Consider the following 18,214-nt stretch of genomic DNA (forward strand, 5'->3'; position numbering starts at 1 on the left):
GAAACAGTAGGGCCTATGCCGACATGGCGTCGACAAAAAAGTTACGCCATTTTGTCAGCCTTCGCTTGCCTTCAACCATCTCAGCACAAGAGCCTCTTCATCATCGAGACCGTCTATCGATCGCTTGCGCTTGTTGGCCTCGGTCATTTCGCTAAGCAGCCGCCCTTCCACCCAGGCTTCGAAAACCTGTGGATGGATGTAGCATTTGCGGCAGACGGCGCGTGTGTTACCGAGCCGCTCGGCCACCTTGTCGATGACCGCGTTCATCACACGCTTGGTCTGCGCCTGGCTTTGGGGAAGCTCCGTCCGCGCAAACAGCGACGCGGCATGGATGGTGCCGCCCCAGGTGCGGAAATGCTTGGAGCTGAAATTGGCGCCGATCGCGTCGCGGATATAGCGGTTGACATCGTCGGAGCGCACTCCATGCCTCTCGCCGTCCTCGTCGAGATATTGGAACAGTTGCTGCCCCGGAATATCCTGCGCGCCGCGCACGACCCGGGCGATGCGGCGGTCGACCAGCTTCAACTTCCATTCCTTGCCGGACTTGCCCTTGAAGGCAAAGCGCAGGCTGGATCCCTTGATGTCGACGTGGCGGTCGCGTAGCGTCGTCAGCCCAAAGCTCTTGTTGTCGCGGGCATAGGCGGCATTGCCGACCCGGATCATCGTGTTGTCGAGCAGCCAGACAATTGCCGCCACGACGCGCTCGGCCGGCAGGCCACGGCGGCGCAGATCGGCATCGATCCGGCGGCGAAGCTCCGGCAGGCTTTCGGCAAAGGCGACAAGGCTGGAGTATTTGGCGCCGTCGCGCTCGGCGGCCCACAGCGGATGGTAGCGGTACTGTTTGCGCCCGCGCTGGTCGCGGCCGGTCGCCTGGATGTGGCCGGCGGGATCGGGCGAGATCCACACATCCGTCCATGCCGGCGGAATGGCCAGCGCCTTGATGCGGGCAATGGCTGCCGCGCCGACGGCCTGTCCTTTCGCGCCCTTGTAGGAAAAGCCTTCGCCCGCCTTCAGGCGCCGGATCCCCGGCTCGCTGTCGCTGATATAGGTGAGCGAGGCCTGTTCGGCAGCGGTCTGCGCGCCGTTCTTCGGCGCTCCATCGTCCCCCTGTCCGGCAGCCGACCGGCCGGATGGCGTCCCAGATTTGTCAAGCATGCCCGCTCCACGAAATTTTTCTCGTAGATAAGCGCCAAGCCGACTGCTGGTTCCACCCCGTTGCTATGGAATGTGGTCGGGTCCACCAATGGTGGCACCAGCCGGCACGGCCATCCAGAGGCCGCCATCGTCGACGTGAGGCGGATGGTAGTCGCGCCCGGGCGGAATCTGTTCGAACACGGCCCCTGCCTCATCGGCAAGGTAGTCATAGCCCACATCCTGCAGGAGCCCCTTTGGATCAAGGTGGTGGTAGAGATTGCGGCGGGCGATCCGCCGCTTCGGCTCCATCATCTTTAAATGATAGAGGTTGAGCCCGCTGTTGCGGGCCTTGAAACCAAGATCGGGAGGATACCAGAGCCCGTGCAGGTCCTCTGGTCGGTACTTCGCCGGATCGTAGGCTCTGAACAGACGATACTGGAACTTTTCGGCCCACAGCCCGTCGACCCGGTACTCGGTCGGCGAATACAATTCGCGGAGCCGGAACCCCCAGGCCATGCGCCTGTAATCCCCCGTCAGCTGTCCGATCCGCTCCGCGGTACCGCGTTCCAGCCGCTCATCGGGATCAATAGCCAGGATCCAGTCGGCGGCAGCTTCATGCGCTGCGTCGAGTAAGATCCGCCGCCGCTGCGGCTCGCTGCTGAACACGCCGGTCGCCCCGCGATCGTCATAGGCAATCCAGCCGTCAACGACCGGATCGATATTGGTGATCAGATCGGCAACCAGATGCGCGTCATAACGATAGCTGAAAACTGCGACCGTTCTCTGGCGCGTCCAGAACAGTCGGCTCCGTCGCAAGCGTCGAGGCTTGATTTGGCTCGTTATCATTTTCTTGTTGCCGCTTTCACGCGATTTCGCACGCCAATATAGACACCCACGGATTTGACCAGCAGGGCAAGCCAGACAATTGGCATCGACATCATCGCGAAAGTTCGATCCCGATCGGAAAGCCCGATCTTCGCCAGCTTGCGGGCATTCCGCCGATCGCGAAACGTGTCGCGAAAACACCGAAACGGAGTGTTCAGGGCGGACGCTGCGAGGTAATCGCCGCGGCGACAGCCGCGCCTGTACTGATCGGCAAGCAATCTGGACAGCCGGGTTTCGTTGCGATGAACGGTTTGCACCTTAGGCTCCCAGACCGGCTGCAGTTCCTGCGGCAGCCGCCCCAGAAATTCGGTGTCTTCGGCAGCAGGCATGGTTTCATCGAACAAGCCATATTCATCGAACAGCCGCCGATCGAACGACACGCCGTAACGCAGGGCACGATCCGACGGCAGACCGGGAAGCCGTCGCATGAACATGATCAGATGAGCCGCACAGGCGATCAGATTGCGCGGATGGCTATTCACCATCGCGCTCGCCACGGCGCGGTCGCCAGCCAGATGCCGCTGCATCCGTGCCTCGGCCCAGCCCGAACAGGCGAGGCAATCATCGGCAAGAAAGGCAACGAAAGGCCTTTGGTGGCCGCAATGCCGAGATTGCGGGCTGCGCCGACAAACAGCCTTCGACCGACCTCCATCACTGGCACCTTGACCCCGGCGCCGGTCAGCAGCGCCAGGACCTCACCTCCGCCCGAGTTGACCACCATGNTCCATCACTGGCACCTTGACCCCGGCGCCGGTCAGCAGCGCCAGGACCTCACCTCCGCCCGAGTTGACCACCATGATCTCGAGCGGCGCATTCTGATCCAGCAGGGATGTCACAGCCTCGACGATTTGAGCCGGCGCGCGATAGCCGATGACAATGACGGCAAGCTGCGGCGGGGCTGATTCAGGCACGTTGCAACTGGACGCGCGGAGAGGAAAGCCAGCGCCGCAGCGCCAGCTTCAGCTGGTAGCGCCTGCAACGCCAGGTGTTCGACCGCACCTTCGGCGCCGCCGCCGCGATCCTCAGGAACCGCGCCGCCGTCTCCAGATCGCCGCGCGCATAGTGAACCCTGGCGATCTTGAGGGCGACCAGCCCCTCCCTGGTTTTTAGCGACGATAGTGGGATGCCACAGTCAGTCAGCTCGCGCAGCGCCAGCCGCCAGTCGAGAAAGCGGCGCACCGGCCTGGTGATGAAGCGATCATCGGAACGCACTGCCGAAACGTGGTAGATCATGACGGGATGCACGATCAGGGCAAGCGACGCCCTGCCCATCAGCCTGGACCAGAACAGCGTGTCCTCGTCATAGGCAAGCCCGGTCGGGAAGCGCGTGTCGCCGACGACGCGCCGGGAAACCAGCGCACTGCCCACGGCGATCGAGCGAATGTGACCTTCCAGATAGGCCGAGGCATTGGCTATACCGTCTTCTATGTAGCCGGCTGGAAGCTTGAGGTTCCGGTTCTCGCCATCGGTGCGCCGACGGTAGGCGCCGATCACCATGTCGGCGGCCGGCTGCTCCCCCGCCCGGACCAGCATCGACCGCAGCCCGCCCTCCAGATGCAAGTCGTCGGCGTCGATCAGGTAGATCCAGGAGCATTGCGCCTGCGCCAGCGCCACATTGCGGGAGCCGCCCGCGTCCCGGCAGTTGCTCATGAGCACGCGCAACGGCAACGAGAATTGCGTGGCGGCATTCAGCGCGGCTTCTGCCGTCCCGTCCGAGGAGGAATCGTCGACCAGCAGCACCTCGCCGATAACCTCGGCTTCGGAACGAAGCGAGGCCAGCGTGGCCGCTATGGTTGCCGCCGCATTGTGCGCCGGGATGATGACACTGATTGCCGTCAATACCGAACTCCGCATCAGCATGCCTGCCGACCGATCCTCCCCGAAGTTTCGACCGAGCATAACGGGCATGGACGTTGTTGAGAAGCTGTGCTTCGAGGCTGTCAGGCCTTCTCGAGCGCAACCGGAATGACGTCGACGGCCTGGTCGCCGACCTGGCCGCCGGTGGTTTTCAGCACGCCGACGATCGGAGCCACGTCGGAATAGTCGCGGCCATAGCCAACGGTGATGTGGTCGTTGCTGGCCCGCATGCCATTGGTCGGGTCGAATTCCTGCCAGCCGGCATCGCGCCCACACCACACCTTAACCCAGGCATGCATGGCATCGGCGCCTTCGAGCCGCGGCTTCCCTTTCGGTGGAATGGTGCGCAGGAAGCCGCTGACATAACCCGCAGGAATACCTAGCCCGCGCAGGCCGGCGATCATGATGTGGGAGAAGTCCTGGCACACGCCCCGCTTCAAACGGAAGGCATCGCTGGCCCCGGTACGCACCGTGGTCGCTTCCCCGTCATAGGTGAAGTCGCGGTGGATGCGGTTGCACAGATCGATGGCCATGCCGACCGTCGAGCCGCCGGCGCTGTCGCGGGCATAGGCGGTGATCGCCGCATCGATGCCGGCATGATCGCTGGCGGCGAGAAAGTGATGCGGTGCATCCGGCGCCAGTGACCGTACGGCGCCGAGTTCTTCCCACAGGCGCTGCAGATCGGGCGACACGTCGAGCCCAGGCTCCGGCCGCGACACCGACACGCGCGCGCTCATTCTGATGTCGAGCCCGTCATGGACGTCGCGAAAGGCGATCGCGGTGACATTGTTGCGGAAGAAATCGGCAAAATCCGTGCGCTCCGATGGGGTCGGCACAAACGAAAGCGAGGCCGCGATCACGCGCTGAACGCCGGCAATGGTCGGCGGCAATACACGCACTTGATGCCGGCTGCCGCCGGCCGCGGCGTCATAATCGTAGCTGAGATGAAGCCTGATATCGTACAGCATGTTAACCGAAATACGCTTTAGCCAGGCTGCTGTAGAGGTTGCCGATCTCAGTTGCGAGATCGTCCAGCACCTCCGCCGATATCTCCGATGGCTCCATGACGGCAATTGCCGTGTTGAGCTGCAGGATTTCCTTGGCCGCTAGCGACATCTGCCCCTCCGGGCCGACCGAGGGCAACAGGCCGATCTCCGCCTTCAGCCGTTCGAGCTGGAACAGGATCGAGCGCGGGTTGAGTGGGTCGAGCGCCAAGAGGTCGATCACCGTGCGCCGTCCGGCCCGCACCGGATATTGCCGGCGGTGGGTCATGACGCTGTCGCCGATCTCCAGCATCATGTCGAGCGAGCCGTCCGGCGCACCGGACCTTGTCAGTCGGGCTAGAGTACGGGCGATCTGGATGCCGCGCTCGATCCGCCGGCCGATCTCGAGGAAACGCCAGCCGGTGAAACGGTACATATTCTCGTGCAACAGGCCAGAGAAACCGGCGAGCTTGCGCAGCATGACCGTCATCGCCCGTGTCGCGTCGTCACCCGGCGCCACCGTGGTGGCGAACTGATGAATGGTCTTCGACAGGTCCTTCAGCGCCAGCCAGCCATCGGGCGAAAAGCGGTCGCGGATCTGTCCGGCGCTGTAGACGGCGCTGTCCAGCGTGCCGATCAATCCGGGCGGAATGGCCGCTTCGAGATCGACGCCGAAGGGTTCGAGATAGTCCCTGATATCGGCGAGCAGCAGCATGTCAGGATCGGACGTCTCGGCCAGCCGCACATGATAGGCGCGCAGGATGCGAACCGTATCCTCCGAGCGCTCGATATAGCGGCCGAGCCAGGTCAGGTTTTCCGCCGCGCGGCTGGGCAGGCTGCCCGGCATGGTGCGGACAAAGCTGTCATGCTCCTGCGGCAGCAGCGTCTCGCGCTCGACCGACCGGTCGCTGACCACCCAGACGTCGGCCGCCTGGCCGCCGCGCTGCATGGCGATAGCCGTCGGGTCGAGCGAAAGGCCGACACGGGCGAAACCGCCCGGCATTACCGTCCAGCCATCGGGCGTGCGCGCCAGATAGACGCGCAGGCTTGCCGGTCGCGGTTCCAGCCAGCCGCCGACATAGACCGGCGTCGTCGACAGCGTCACCGCTTCCTGGCCGACGAAACCGCTGCCATCGCTCTCGATGCGCGCAATCAGCGCGATGCGTTCCTCCGGCGTCAGTGCCGAACCGAGCCTGGTCTGGCCGTCATCCTCGAAGGCCAGCCGCGTCGACAGCGCCGGACCGATCACCAAGCGATCGATATTGGCAAGCACATGGGCCCGTTCGGTTGCTTGCCCGCACCACCAGGTGGCGACGCTTGGCAACAGAAGTTCTTCGCCGCGCAATGCGCGCGAAATCTTCGGCAGGAAAGCGAGCAGCGCCCGGGTTTCCATCAAGCCCGAACCCAGCGCATTGACCGTCGAAACCGTGCCGCGGCGGATCGCCTCGACCAGCCCCGGGGTGCCGATATGCGAGTCTGGCCGCAGTTCCAGCGGATCGGCGAAGGCGGCATCGAGCCGCCGCCACAGCACGCTGATCGGCATCAGCCCCGAAACCGTGCGCACCATCAGCTTGCCGCCGGCGACGGTCAGATCCTCGCCCTCGAGCAGCATGATGCCGAGATAGCGGGCGATATAGGCGTGCTCGTAATACGTCTCGTTGAGCGGCCCCGGCGTCAGAATGGCGACGCGGCCGTCATTCTCCTTCGCCATGCCGATCAGAGCATCGCGAAAGCGACGGAAGAAACCGGCCAGGCGATGCACATGCATCTCGCCATAGATGTCGGACAAAGCCCGCGTCGTGGCGACGCGGTTTTCCAGCGCAAAGCCGGCGCCCGACGGCGCCTGCGTGCGGTCGCCCAGCACCCACCAGCTTCCATCCGGCCCACGGCCGAGCTCGAAGGCGCAAAAATGCAGGAAATGACCGCTGGCCGGCATGGTGCCGACGACGGGGCGCAAATATTCGGGGCTCGCCGCAATCAGGCCTGCCGGCAGGATTCCCTTCTCGATCAGCCGGTTCGGCCCGTAGATATCAGCGACTATCTCCTCGAAAAGGTCGGCCCGCTGGACGAGACCGGCGCTGATCCCTGCCCATTCCTTGTCTTCGATCAGCAGCGGGATATGCGCCAGTGGCCATTCGCGCTCGTTGGCGCCGGCCTTGTCGTAGACGCGATAATAAACGCCGGCGTCGCGCAGATACTGGTCGGCGCGGGCAAAGCGCTGGCCCAGCTTTTCGGGACCCAGCTCCTCCAGCGCCTCGATGAAGGGCGCCCAGGCCGGACGCGGATGGCCCGAAGCATCGACCATCTCGTCGACGACGCCGTCAATCGGCTGGTAGTGCTCCAGCAGACTGTGCCTCAGCGGCTTGCCGCGGACCTTTTTCTGATTCCCCTTTGCCATCGCTGATCAGAGTCTTGCTGGCCGCCTGAGGTCAAGGGTCATGGGGAAGTCTTCAGAGGCTTCTTCATTGCGCAGCACATAGGCCGACGGCGTATGGCCGCGCGGCTCGAAGCGGGCGAGACGCCTCGCCTCGGCCTCATTGCCGTTGACCGGGAACGTGTCGTAGCTGCGCCCACCTGGATGCGCGACATGGTAGACGCAGCCGCCCACCGCCCGCCCCGTCCAACGGTCGTAAATGTCGAAGACCAAAGGCGTGTTGACCGGCAGCGCCGGATGCAGGCCCGACGAAGGCTGCCAGGCCTTGAAGCGCACACCGGCCACCGCGACCTCGCGATTGTCGGTGACCTTCATCGGCACGATTCGGCCATTGCAGACAATGGCATGACGTTCCGGGTTGAGGCCTTCGGTCCTGACCTGCAGCCGTTCGACCGAGGAATCGACGAAGCGCACGGTGCCGCCGATGGCCCCTTGCTCACCCATCACATGCCACGGCTCCAGCGCCTGCCGCAGTTCCAGCTTGATGCCGGCATGCTGGACTTCGCCGCAGAACGGAAAGCGGAACTCCAGCTGGGCATCGAACCATTCCGGCCGGAATTCGAAACCGTTGAGCTTGAGGTCGTCGAGCACGTCGAGGAAATCCGCCCAGACATAATGCGGCAGCATGAAACGGTCATGGAGCGAGGTGCCCCAGCGCACGAAGCGGCCATCAAGCGGGTTCTTCCACGCACGGGCGATGATGGCGCGCACCAGCAATTGCTGCGCCAGCGACATGCGCGCATTGGGCGGCATCTCGAAACCGCGGAACTCGACAAGCCCAAGCCGGCCGGTCGGGCCATCGGGCGAAAACAGCTTGTCGATGCAGATTTCCGAGCGGTGCGTATTGCCGGTGACGTCAGTCAACAGATTTCGGAACAGTCGGTCCACCAGCCAAGGCAGCGGTGCGTTGCCCTGGTCGGGATGCGGCACCTGCGCCATCGCGATCTCGAGTTCGTAAAGCGAGTCATGCCGCGCCTCGTCGAAGCGCGGCGCCTGGCTGGTCGGGCCGATGAACAGGCCGGAGAATAGATAAGACAGCGACGGGCGCCGCTGCCATTGTAGCACCAGGCTCTTCAACAAATCGGGCCGGCGCAGGAACGGGCTGTCATTGGGCGTTGCGCCGCCGACCACAACATGGTTGCCGCCGCCGGTACCGGTGTGGCGGCCATCGATCATGAACTTGTCGGCGCCAAGCCGTGTCTGCCGTGCTTCCTCGTAAATCGCCGTCGTCGTCGCCACGCAGTCCTGCCAGTTGGCAGCCGGATGGATGTTGACCTCGATGACGCCGGGATCGGGTGCCACCCTGATGACGTTGAGGCGCGGATCGTGCGGCGGTCCATAGCCTTCGATATGCACGGGAAGGCGGATCGCCTTGGCCGCGTTTTCTGCGGCTGCGACCAGTTCGAGATAATCTTCCAGCGCCTCGACCGGCGGCATGAACACGCAAAGCCGCCCGTCGCGCGGCTCGACCGAAAGTGCTGTACGCACCGCGCCGCCGATCTCGGTGATCTCCTGCTCCACCCGGTCTTGCTGGCCGGTCGTCGCAGTGAACGATACCGCCTGCTGGCGCCGCGCCATCTCGTCGGCGCCTTCCTGTTCGGCCGGAGCCGGTTCTGGCAGTATGGCTTCCCGCGCCGGCAGCGGTCCACGCGGCAGCGACGGATCGACCGGCACAATATAGGGGAACTGCGCCGGCGGCACATAGGGCAGCGTGCCCAGCGGCAGGCGGTAACCGACAGGGGAATCGCCCGGCACCAGGAACAGCCGCCCGCGCCGTGTCTTCCACTTCTCCGAGCGCCAGCGCGGGTCCGAAGCCTGGCTGTTCCAGCGCTGCACCGGCAGCACGTAGCCCGACGGCTTGGTCAGCCCGCGCTCGAACACTTTCGCCATGCGGCTGCGCTCTTCCGGGTCTTCCAGCTTGGAGTTGGACGGATCGACATTGTCGGGCAGCTTGCCTTCCTTCAGCAGCCATTCGGCCGGGTCCTCATAGGCCTCGCTGACCATCGCCTTGTCGATGCCGAGTTCGCCGGCGATTGCCGTCAGCAAGCTCTCGGCCTGCAGCGGCCCCACCTTTGCATCGCTCTTTTCGCGTGCGATCAGCGACGGATCGCTCCACACCGGCTGGCCGTCGGTGCGCCAATAGAGCGAAAAGGTCCAGCGCGGCAGGCTTTCGCCCGGATACCATTTGCCCTGGCCGTAGTGGAGGAAGCCGCCCGGCGCGAAGCGTTCGCGCAATTTACGGATCAGCGCATCGGCCTTTTCGCGCTTGGTCGGGCCGACGGCGGCGGTGTTCCACTCGGCGGACTCGAAATCGTCGATCGACACAAAGGTCGGCTCGCCGCCCATGGTCAGCCTGACATCACCCGCTTGAAGTGCGGCGTCGACCTTGTTGCCCAGCGCATCCAGCGCCTGCCAGCTTTCGTCCGAGAATGGCTTGGTGATGCGCGGATGTTCGGCGATGCGGTCGACACGCATGTCGAAGCCGAATTCGACATTGGCAAAGCTCGCCATGCCGGAAATGGGCGCGGCGTTGCGGAAATGCGGCGTGGCCGCCAGCGGCACATGGCTTTCGCCGGTGAGCAGGCCGGACGTCGGATCGAAGCCGATCCAGCCGGCGCCCGGCAGATAGACCTCGCACCAGGCGTGCAGGTCGGTGAAGTCGACGGCGGTTCCGGCTGGGCCATCGAGCGCGACCAGATCGGGCTTCAGCTGGATCAGATAGCCTGAGACGAAACGCGCGGCGAGGCCGAGATTCCTGAGAATTTGCACCAGCAGCCAGCTCGAATCCCGGCACGATCCCTTTTTCGCGGCCAGCGTTTCCTCCGGCGAGAACACGCCGGTTTCCATCCGCACGATATAGGCGATCTCCCGCTGCAGCCGCGCATTGAGGTCGACGACGAAATTGACGGTGTTGGTGGCGCTACGGTCGATGGTTGCGAGGAAAGCCGACAGCAGCGGCCCCGCCGGCTCCGGCGTGCGGTAGATGGCGAGATCGTCCCTGATGTCTTCGGGGTACTCGAACGGGAAGGTCTCGGCCGATGGCTCGACGAAGAAATCGAACGGATTGTAGACCGTCATGTCGGCGACGAGGTCGACCTCGATCTTCAATTCCGTCACTGGTTCCGGGAAGACGAAGCGGGCCAGGAAATTGCCGTAGGGGTCCTGCTGCAGATTGACGAAGTGGTTCGCCGGCCCGACCTTCAGCGAATGGCTGAGCACCTTGGTGCGGGAATGCGGTGCCGGCTGCAGCCTGATGACCTGGGGCCCGAGAACCACCGGCCGGTCATATTTGTAATGGGTCAGGTGGTAGACGGCTGCCAGTATTGCCATGGGGCCCCGGAGATCGGCGTTTCTTCAGCCGAACCCTGACACATCTATTGGCCATTCTCCAAGCAGAGATGTTGCGCTGCACCTAAATTAAGCAGCCGAAGCCGGCTACGCTGTGTCGAGATTCAGGTCAGGCCGAGTCGAAAATGGCTGATACCGAGAACCGGAGCAGAGCGTACTTTTGGCACGCGAGCACCGGAAGCGCAGGTATCGGCCATTTGCAGGCCGGCCTCACTTGAATTCGGCACAGCTTAGAAAAACGCCTGTATCCCCGTCTGCGCCCGTCCCAAAATCAGCGCATGCACGTCATGCGTGCCTTCATAGGTGTTGACCGTCTCCAAGTTCTGCGCATGGCGCATGACGTGGTAGCCGATCTGGATGCCGTTGCCGCCATGCATGTCGCGGGCCTGGCGCGCGATGTCGAGCGCCTTGCCGCAATTGTTGCGCTTGACGATCGAGATCATTTCCGGGGCCATCTTGCCTTCATCCATCAGCCGCCCGACGCGCAGCGAGCCCTGCAGGCCCAGCGCGATCTCGGTCTGCATGTCGGCGAGCTTTTTCTGGAACAGCTGCGTGCCGGCGAGCGGCTTGCCGAACTGCTTGCGGTCGAGTCCATACTGCCGGGCCCGGTGCCAGCAATCCTCGGCGGCGCCCATCGCGCCCCAGGAAATGCCGTAGCGGGCCCGGTTGAGGCAGCCGAATGGGCCGCCGAGGCCCCTGGCGTTGGGCAGCAGCGCGTCTTCGCCAACCTCGACGCCTTCCATCACCACCTCGCCGGTGATCGAGGCCCTAAGGCTGAGCTTGCCGCCGATCTTCGGCGCCGACAGCCTCTTCATGCCCTTCTCCAGCACGAAACCGCGGATTTCGTCCTTGCCGTTGTCGCCCTTCAGCTTCGCCCAGACCACGAACACGTCGGCGATCGGCGCGTTGGATATCCACATTTTCGAGCCGGAAATCTTGTAGCCGTTCGCCGTCTTCTCGGCCCGCGTCTTCATGCCGCCCGGATCGGAACCGGCATCCGGCTCGGTCAGGCCGAAACAGCCGATCCATTCGCCCGAAGCCAGCTTCGGCAGGTATCTCTTGCGCTGCTCTTCCGTGCCATAGGCATGGATGGGGTACATCACCAGCGACGATTGCACCGACATCATCGAGCGGTAGCCGGAATCGACCCGCTCGACCTCGCGCGCCACCAACCCGTAGGTGACGTAATTGGCGCCGAGCCCGCCATATTCCTCAGGGATGGTGATGCCGAGCAGGCCGGCCTCGCCCATCTCGCGAAAGATGCCGGCATCGGTCTTTTCCTCGAGATAGGCCTCCTCGATGCGCGGCGCGAGCTTGTCGGCGGCAAAGGCGGCCGCGCCATCGCGCACCATACGCTCATCCTCGGAAAGCTGGTTCTCGATCAGGAAGGGGTCTTCCCAGACGAACGCGTTCTTGTCGGCGGCCATGGCTTCGCCCTCTCCCAAATCTTGAAGTGCTCGGGCTTATCCACCTCCGCTTCGGAAAAATCAAACAAAATTGCATCACAGATCAATGAGGTTTAGTAATGGATCATGAACGTCCAACGCCGGCTTTTACCCAGCACCAGCGCCCTTGCCGCCTTCGAGGCCGTGGCCCGCCTTGGCTCCTTCACCGCTGCCGCCCAGGAACTCAATTTGACCCAAGGGGCCGTCAGCCGCCAGATAGCCCTTCTGGAGGAACAGTTCGGCCGCCGGCTGTTCGAGCGCGACAGCCGCAATGTTCGGCTGTCCACGGCGGGCGAAATCTATGCCGAAGCCGTGCGGGCGGCACTCGGGCAATTGCACGACGCGGCGCTCGGATTGATGAGCAATCGGCATAGCGGCATGCTGAACCTCGCCATACTGCCGACCTTCGGCACGCGTTGGCTGATGCCGCTGATCCCGGATTTCGTCGCAGAAAACCCTGACATCACCATCAACTTTGTCACCCGCATCGGCCGCTTCGACTTCGCCCGCGAGCGGCTCGACGCCGCCATCCATCATGGCCAGCCCGACTGGCCGGACGCCGACTCCACGCTTCTGATGCGCGAGANGTAATGCCGGTGGTCTCGCCAGACTTCCTTGCCAGCCGCGATATCACCACCGCGGCCGACATCAGCCGCCTGCCGCTGCTGCACATGGCGACGCGTCCCGGGGCCTGGGGCGAATGGTTCGAGGAACAGGGCTTGAGCGCACCGATCGGACCCGGCATGCAGTTCGAGCAATTCGGCACCGTTGCCCAAGCCTGCATGGCGGGGCTTGGCGTCGCGCTCCTGCCGCAAGTTCTTATCGCCGGCGAATTGCAGCGCGGTGAGCTCGTGCCGGCGCCGGGACAGCCGATGCAAAGCCGCAGCGCCTACTACCTCGTCGTCCCGAACGACAAGCGCGGCCACCCGCCCGTCGTCAGCTTTCGCGACTGGCTGCTGAGCCAGGTTGAGAAGGAACCGGCCGTTCTGGCCTGGTAGCTACTTCCGCTTCATCGGCTCGGTTTCCGGCTGGAAGCGCAGCGTTTTTGCGACTTGCGTTCGGCAACTTTCGCATCGAGCTTGCTGTTGATCCGGGCGAAAGCCTGGTCTCCATCGACCGAACTGCCACTCGCCATGCCCTCGTCCCAAAGACGCCCCAACTCTTGGACACTCACTTTCTCGAAACTTGCCATATCGCGCGTATCTCCACACAAGGATGGTAGATAACGCTCTAGCGATTGCAAGGAACCATTCGAGGCTACTTCCGCTTCAAGGCATCGGCCAGTGCTGCGCCAAACGCGCCTTGCTGTGCCGGTCGTACCGGCTGACGCTGCGGCATCGGCGAAGGTTGCGCCGGCTTGCCGCCGCCATTGTCGCGCGGCCCCTTCGGCGTCCCGCCCTCGCCGCCGTCCTTGCGCATGGACAGCGCGATGCGCTTGCGCTTGATGTCGACATCGACGACCCGCACCTTCACCACGTTGCCGGCCTTCACCACCTCATGCGCGTCCTTGATGAAACGGTCGGCCAGTTGCGAGACATGCACCAGCCCGTCCTGGTGCACGCCGATATCGACGAAGGCGCCGAAGGCAGCGACATTGGTAACGGTGCCTTCCAGAAGCATGCCGGGCTTCAGATCCTTGATGTCGTCGATGCCATCGGCAAAGGTTGCGGTCTTGAAGCCGGGGCGCGGGTCGCGGCCGGGCTTTTCCAGCTCGGCAATGATGTCGCGCACCGTCGGCAGGCCGAAGCGTTCGTCGACGAAGACTCGCGGATCGAGCGCCTTGAGCGCTGCGCTGTCGCCCATCAGCGAGCGCACATCGCGGCCGCAGGCAGCGACGATCTTCTTGGCCACGCCATAGGCTTCCGGATGGACCGACGAGGCGTCGAGCGGCTCGCTGCCATTGGCAATGCGCAGGAAGCCTGCGGATTGTTCGAACGCGCGCGGTCCAAGCCGCGCCACCTTGAGCAGTTCCTTGCGGCTGGCGAACGGCCCGGTCGCATCGCGATGCGCGACAATGGCATCGGCAAGCGACGCGCCTAGGCCTGACACGCGGGCCAAAAGCGGCGCCGAGGCGGTGTTGAGATCGACGCCGACAGCATTCACCGCGTCCTCCACCACCGCCTCCAGCGAGCGGCCAAGCCGGTACTGGTCGACATCATGCTGGTACTGGCCAACGCCGATCGATTTCGGCTCGATCTTGACCAGTTCGGCGAGCGGGTCCTGCAGGCGCCTGGCGATCGACACCGCACCGCGCAGCGACACGTCGAGCCCGGGAAACTCAGCCGCCGCTGTCGCCGAGGCCGAATAGACCGAGGCGCCGGCCTCGCTGACGATCACCTTGAGCGGCTTTGGCCCACCATCCGAAGGCATGTCGGACAGCATGTGGGCGACCAGCTTTTCAGTCTCGCGGCTGCCGGTGCCGTTGCCAATCGAGATCAGCTCGACCTTGTGCAGGCGGATGAGCTTGGCGAGTTCCGCCTGCGTGCCGCGCACATCGTTCCGCGGCGGAAATGGATAGACCGTCGTCGTCGCCAGCACCTTGCCGGTGCCATCTACCACCGCGACCTTGACGCCGGTGCGGATGCCGGGATCGAGCCCCATGGTCGGCCGCGATCCGGCGGGCGCTGCCAGCAGCAAATCCTTGAGGTTGCGTGCAAAGACATGGATCGCCTCTTCCTCCGCCCGCTCGCGCAGGTCACGCATCAAATCGAGCGTCAGGTGCAGCGAAAGCTTGATCCGCCAGGTCCAGCCGGCGACTTCCATCAGCCAGCGGTCGCCCGGCAGGCTGCCGCCGATGGCGTAGGCATTGGCGATCATCCGCTCGACCGGCTTCACCGGCGAGGCATCGTCGGCATCGACCTCTATGTCGAGCGACAACACCTCTTCGTTGCGGCCGCGCAGCATGGCCAGCGCACGGTGGCTCGGAACATTGGCCCAGCGCTCGACATGCTCGAAATAGTCGGAGAATTTCGCCCCGGCCTCCTGCTTACCGTCGACGACACGGGCACGCATGAAAGCGCGCTCCTTCATGTAGGTGCGAAGCTTGCCGACCAGATCGGCATTTTCCGCGAACTGTTCCGACAGGATGTCGCGTGCGCCTTCCAGTGCGGCCTTGGCGTCGGTCAAATCCTCGGTCACATAAGCCAGCGCCGCCTCGGCGGGCACCAACGACCGGTTGGCCAAAATAGCCTCCGCCAATGGCCCCAGCCCGCGCTCCCGGGCGATCTCGGCCTTGGTGCGGCGCTTGGGCTTGTAGGGCAGGTAGATGTCTTCCAGTTCAGCCTTAGTGGCGGCAGCCACAATTTTGGCCTCAAGTTCCTCGGTCAGCTTGCCCTGCTCGCGGATCGAACCGAGAATGGTATCGCGGCGCGCATCGAGTTCGCGCAGATAGGCCAATCGCTCGGCAAGGTCGCGCAATTGGGTGTCGTCGAGCCCGCCGGTGACCTCCTTGCGGTAGCGCGCCACAAACGGCACCGTCGCGCCCTCATCGAGCAACCCTATAGCTGCTGATGCTTGCTCCGGCCGCGCCCCGATCTCTGCCGCGATGATGGATGCGATGCGTTTGCTGTCTGCTGCCATGCTGGTCCCTGTCGCAAAGAGCGGCGACCATAGGCGCTGATGTCCGTCACGCCAACCGCAGTGTTCTCAAGCGTCAAAGAGGTCCACAGGAAAGCGCCTTGCCTTGGCTCGTCCTCAGACCATCCCGCTCAGCGCCTCGAAAAAGGCAACGATCTCGCGTTCGAGCGGATAATCTTCAGGCACCGGCTGCGACCCCATTTTTGCAATCACCACTTCCGTCTTCGGATCGACGTAGAGCCATTGGCCATGGATGCCGATGCCGCAGAAAGCACCGTTTGCCGCACCCGTTTGGTACCACTTGTTGCGATAGCGGCCCTTCGGGAACAGATGCACCATCGTGCCGCGCTGCCAGGCCTCCGCGCTGCCGCCGGCAACGGTCGTATCGCGCACCCAGCCTTCCGGCACGATGCGCCGGCCATTGGCCGTGCCGCCCTGCCGCATCATCTCGCCGATACGCGCCAGGTCGCGCGGCGTCACCGAAATGCCGCCGGCGGTGCGCGCCGTACCTTCCATGTCGACGCCGATCGAAGCCTCGCTGACAGCACCCAGCGGCAGCCACAGTTTCTCGCGCATCAGGTCGGGGAAGCGCTGGCCGGAAGCTCGTTCGAGCAGCAGGCCGAGCAGATCGGAATTGGGCGAACGGTAGCGGAAGGTTTTGCCATGCGGTTCTTCGAGCCGCTGCAAGGTCAGAATGAATTCGCGCAAGCTTTCAGTGCCGCCGCCCGGATTCCACAGCGTCGCGCGGCGGTAACGGGCAAAGGCGCTTTCGGGATCGAGATAGGCCTCCTCGAAATCGAGGCTGACGCTCATGTCGAGCACATGCCGGCAGCTTGCATCGGCATAGGCCGAGCCGGCGGCTTCCGGAATGTACTGGGTCACCGGCGCTTCCGGGTCGAACACGCCCTCGCCTTCCAGTATTCCGGCGATGATGGCGGTGACCGATTTGCTGATCGAAAAGATGATGTGACGGGCGCCGAAATCCATATTGGGCGCGAACCAGTCGCCGATGACCTTGCCAGCCTTCATCACCGTCAGCGCGTCGCTGCTCGAACGTGTGAGGAATTCGGCCACCGTTTCCGGGGCGCTGGCGATCGAAACCTTTTCGCCGAGCAGGCCGCTCAGGTCCCGCACCGGCGCTTCGACGCTTCCCGGCGTCGCCGCCACGGGAGCGGTCGGCACCAGTTCGCCAAGGTTCTGGAATGACCAGCGGTTGAACGGGCTTTCGCGCCAGTTGGAGAGCAGCACCTCATTGCGGGCGAAGCCGTAGCGGGTCTCGAACGCGGTCTTGCCGGTCATGAACGTTTCCTCGGAGGGTGATTTGTTGTGGGTCAACCAAGCGCCATGGCGATGGTGTGCACCGCCTTCAGCGTTGCCACCGAATAGGCGACATTGCTGAAATCCGGATAGGTCGAAAGCTTGACCACGACCATGCCGGTGTCCCAGTCGATATGGATCATCTGCCCGAACACGCCCCGGCACATCAGCGCGCGTGAGCGCGGGTTTTCGATCCAGAACTGGTTGCGATAGCTGCCTTCGGGCAGGCTCGGATTGAAGTCCGGCCCATGCCTGCCGTTGCGCGTCGCCTCGATCCAGTCGGCCGGCACGATGCCGCGGCCCTTGTCGAGGATCAGCTGGCCGAAGCGGGCGTAATCGCGCAGCGTCGCGTTGAAGCCGCCATCGGCCAGCGCATAGCCGGCGCTGTCGACCGTGAAGCAGGCGCTTTCGTCGGCGCCGAGCTTTTGCCACAGCTCCTCGGACACCAGCTGCGCCAGCCGTTTACCGGTGACCCGCTCCATGATGAAGGCAAGCACGTCGGTCTCGATCGAGCGGTACTCGAACGCGACGCCATGCGGCCGCACCTTGTCCTTCAGCTGCTGGATCAACTCGAACAGATGCGGCGGCCATTGGAAATCCGGATCGCTGTCCGGCGGCACCGGCTTCCAGCCCGTGGCGACATCAACCTGGCCGATGTCGGAGTAACGGTCGGTGTATTCCTCGGAAAACCGCACGCCGGTGGTCATATCCAGCACATGCTGCACGCTGGCGCCGTCCCAGCCGGTCGCGCCGAGCTCCGGCAGATAGGCGGTCACCGGTTTGGCCGGGTCGATCAAGCCGCGCCCAACCAGAATACCGAACACGGTGCCTGTTACCGACTTCGCCATCGACTGCGACAGATGCAGCGTACGCTCGGCCATGCCGTTGAAATAGCGCTCATAGGCGACCTTGCCGTCTTTGAGCACCAGGAAGCCGTCCGTGTAGGTCTCGTCGAGCAGGCCAACGAGCGTCGTCGGACGGCCCTTGCTGTCTTCCACCGGCAGCGCGTCGAGATCGGTCTCTGCGCGCTCAAGACGATGGCGATGGCCATTGCCGCGCCAGACCTCGATGGTCGGCAGGAATTCGCGGATGTGTTGGAAGGCCCAGCGATTCCATGGCGGCCGGTCCCAGTCGAGCTTCGGCAGCACCATTTGAGGCGGCGAGCCCTGCATGATCGACGGCCGCGGATCGCTGTTGCGATAGGAGTCCATGAAAGCCATTCCGGAAAAGAAAAG

Annotated in this window: 12 protein-coding genes and 1 pseudogene; 1 reads left to right on the forward strand and 12 read right to left on the reverse strand. The window is 64.0% G+C overall.

The window, feature by feature from the left end; genetic code table 11:
• Window positions 1-54 precede the first annotated feature (54 nt).
• The 8 genes from X728_RS153680 to X728_RS153635 all read right to left on the reverse strand — a co-directional run bounded on the left by X728_RS153680 (window position 55) and on the right by X728_RS153635 (window position 12,068).
• Window positions 55-1,155: a DNA topoisomerase IB gene (locus tag X728_RS153680; RefSeq protein WP_023831514.1), complete on the reverse strand. Its 1,101-nt coding sequence runs from the start codon at window positions 1,153-1,155 to the stop codon at window positions 55-57.
• A gap of 63 nt (window positions 1,156-1,218) precedes the next feature.
• On the reverse strand, window positions 1,219-1,980 hold the full coding sequence (locus X728_RS153675; RefSeq protein WP_023831515.1) for a hypothetical protein: 762 nt from the start codon (window positions 1,978-1,980) through the stop codon (window positions 1,219-1,221).
• The gene (locus X728_RS153670; RefSeq protein ID WP_023831516.1) at window positions 1,977-2,546 is read right to left on the reverse strand and encodes a hypothetical protein; all 570 of its coding nucleotides are present in this window, start codon (window positions 2,544-2,546) and stop codon (window positions 1,977-1,979) included. The genes X728_RS153675 and X728_RS153670 overlap by 4 nt, the downstream gene beginning before the upstream one ends.
• Window positions 2,547-2,922: 376 nt before the next feature.
• A complete protein-coding gene (locus X728_RS153655) occupies window positions 2,923-3,858 on the reverse strand; it encodes a glycosyltransferase family 2 protein (protein ID WP_023831519.1) in 936 nt (311 codons plus the stop codon).
• Between the two features lie 101 nt (window positions 3,859-3,959).
• Window positions 3,960-4,844 (reverse strand): transglutaminase family protein, encoded by an 885-nt coding sequence (locus X728_RS153650; RefSeq protein ID WP_023831520.1) that lies wholly within the window; start codon window positions 4,842-4,844, stop codon window positions 3,960-3,962.
• A 1-nt stretch (window position 4,845) separates the two neighbouring features.
• On the reverse strand, window positions 4,846-7,257 hold the full coding sequence (locus X728_RS153645) for a circularly permuted type 2 ATP-grasp protein (RefSeq protein WP_023831521.1): 2,412 nt from the start codon (window positions 7,255-7,257) through the stop codon (window positions 4,846-4,848).
• A 6-nt stretch (window positions 7,258-7,263) separates the two neighbouring features.
• A complete protein-coding gene (locus X728_RS153640) occupies window positions 7,264-10,623 on the reverse strand; it encodes a transglutaminase family protein (protein WP_023831522.1) in 3,360 nt (1,119 codons plus the stop codon).
• A 248-nt stretch (window positions 10,624-10,871) separates the two neighbouring features.
• A complete protein-coding gene (locus X728_RS153635; protein ID WP_023831523.1) occupies window positions 10,872-12,068 on the reverse strand; it encodes an acyl-CoA dehydrogenase in 1,197 nt (398 codons plus the stop codon).
• A 105-nt stretch (window positions 12,069-12,173) separates the two neighbouring features.
• Between X728_RS153635 and X728_RS01000000166715 the strand changes: the two are divergent.
• Window positions 12,174-13,084 (forward strand): annotated as a pseudogene (locus X728_RS01000000166715) (LysR family transcriptional regulator).
• Window positions 13,085-13,095: 11 nt separating this feature from the next.
• Here X728_RS01000000166715 and X728_RS153630 read toward each other — a convergent pair.
• From X728_RS153630 to X728_RS153615, 4 genes are all read right to left on the reverse strand, one after another.
• Window positions 13,096-13,278, reverse strand: a complete 183-nt coding sequence (locus tag X728_RS153630) for a hypothetical protein (RefSeq protein WP_023831524.1) — start codon at window positions 13,276-13,278, stop codon at window positions 13,096-13,098.
• A gap of 65 nt (window positions 13,279-13,343) precedes the next feature.
• A complete protein-coding gene (locus X728_RS153625; RefSeq protein WP_023831525.1) occupies window positions 13,344-15,665 on the reverse strand; it encodes a Tex family protein in 2,322 nt (773 codons plus the stop codon).
• A gap of 114 nt (window positions 15,666-15,779) precedes the next feature.
• Window positions 15,780-16,961, reverse strand: coding sequence for a serine hydrolase (locus tag X728_RS153620; RefSeq protein ID WP_023831526.1), 1,182 nt, complete (start codon window positions 16,959-16,961; stop codon window positions 15,780-15,782).
• Between the two features lie 32 nt (window positions 16,962-16,993).
• Window positions 16,994-18,190, reverse strand: coding sequence for a serine hydrolase (locus tag X728_RS153615; protein ID WP_023831527.1), 1,197 nt, complete (start codon window positions 18,188-18,190; stop codon window positions 16,994-16,996).
• Window positions 18,191-18,214: the final 24 nt, after the last annotated feature.

It is taken from the genome of Mesorhizobium sp. L103C119B0 (genome assembly GCF_000502235.1).
GTDB lineage: Bacteria > Pseudomonadota > Alphaproteobacteria > Rhizobiales > Rhizobiaceae > Mesorhizobium.

Excerpts from the sequence above, each read along its gene's own strand:
- X728_RS153640 (WP_023831522.1), bottom strand. The coding sequence starts at position 10,623 with ATGGCAATACTGGCAGCCGTCTACCACCTGACCCATTACAAATATGAC.
- X728_RS153675 (WP_023831515.1), bottom strand. The coding sequence starts at position 1,980 with ATGATAACGAGCCAAATCAAGCCTCGACGCTTGCGACGGAGCCGACTG.
- X728_RS153635 (WP_023831523.1), bottom strand. The coding sequence starts at position 12,068 with ATGGCCGCCGACAAGAACGCGTTCGTCTGGGAAGACCCCTTCCTGATC.
- X728_RS153650 (WP_023831520.1), bottom strand. The coding sequence starts at position 4,844 with ATGCTGTACGATATCAGGCTTCATCTCAGCTACGATTATGACGCCGCG.
- X728_RS153620 (WP_023831526.1), bottom strand. The coding sequence starts at position 16,961 with ATGACCGGCAAGACCGCGTTCGAGACCCGCTACGGCTTCGCCCGCAAT.
- X728_RS153680 (WP_023831514.1), bottom strand. The coding sequence starts at position 1,155 with ATGCTTGACAAATCTGGGACGCCATCCGGCCGGTCGGCTGCCGGACAG.
- X728_RS153630 (WP_023831524.1), bottom strand. The coding sequence starts at position 13,278 with ATGGCAAGTTTCGAGAAAGTGAGTGTCCAAGAGTTGGGGCGTCTTTGG.
- X728_RS153670 (WP_023831516.1), bottom strand. The coding sequence starts at position 2,546 with ATGCAGCGGCATCTGGCTGGCGACCGCGCCGTGGCGAGCGCGATGGTG.
- X728_RS153615 (WP_023831527.1), bottom strand. The coding sequence starts at position 18,190 with ATGGACTCCTATCGCAACAGCGATCCGCGGCCGTCGATCATGCAGGGC.
- X728_RS153645 (WP_023831521.1), bottom strand. The coding sequence starts at position 7,257 with ATGGCAAAGGGGAATCAGAAAAAGGTCCGCGGCAAGCCGCTGAGGCAC.
- X728_RS153625 (WP_023831525.1), bottom strand. The coding sequence starts at position 15,665 with ATGGCAGCAGACAGCAAACGCATCGCATCCATCATCGCGGCAGAGATC.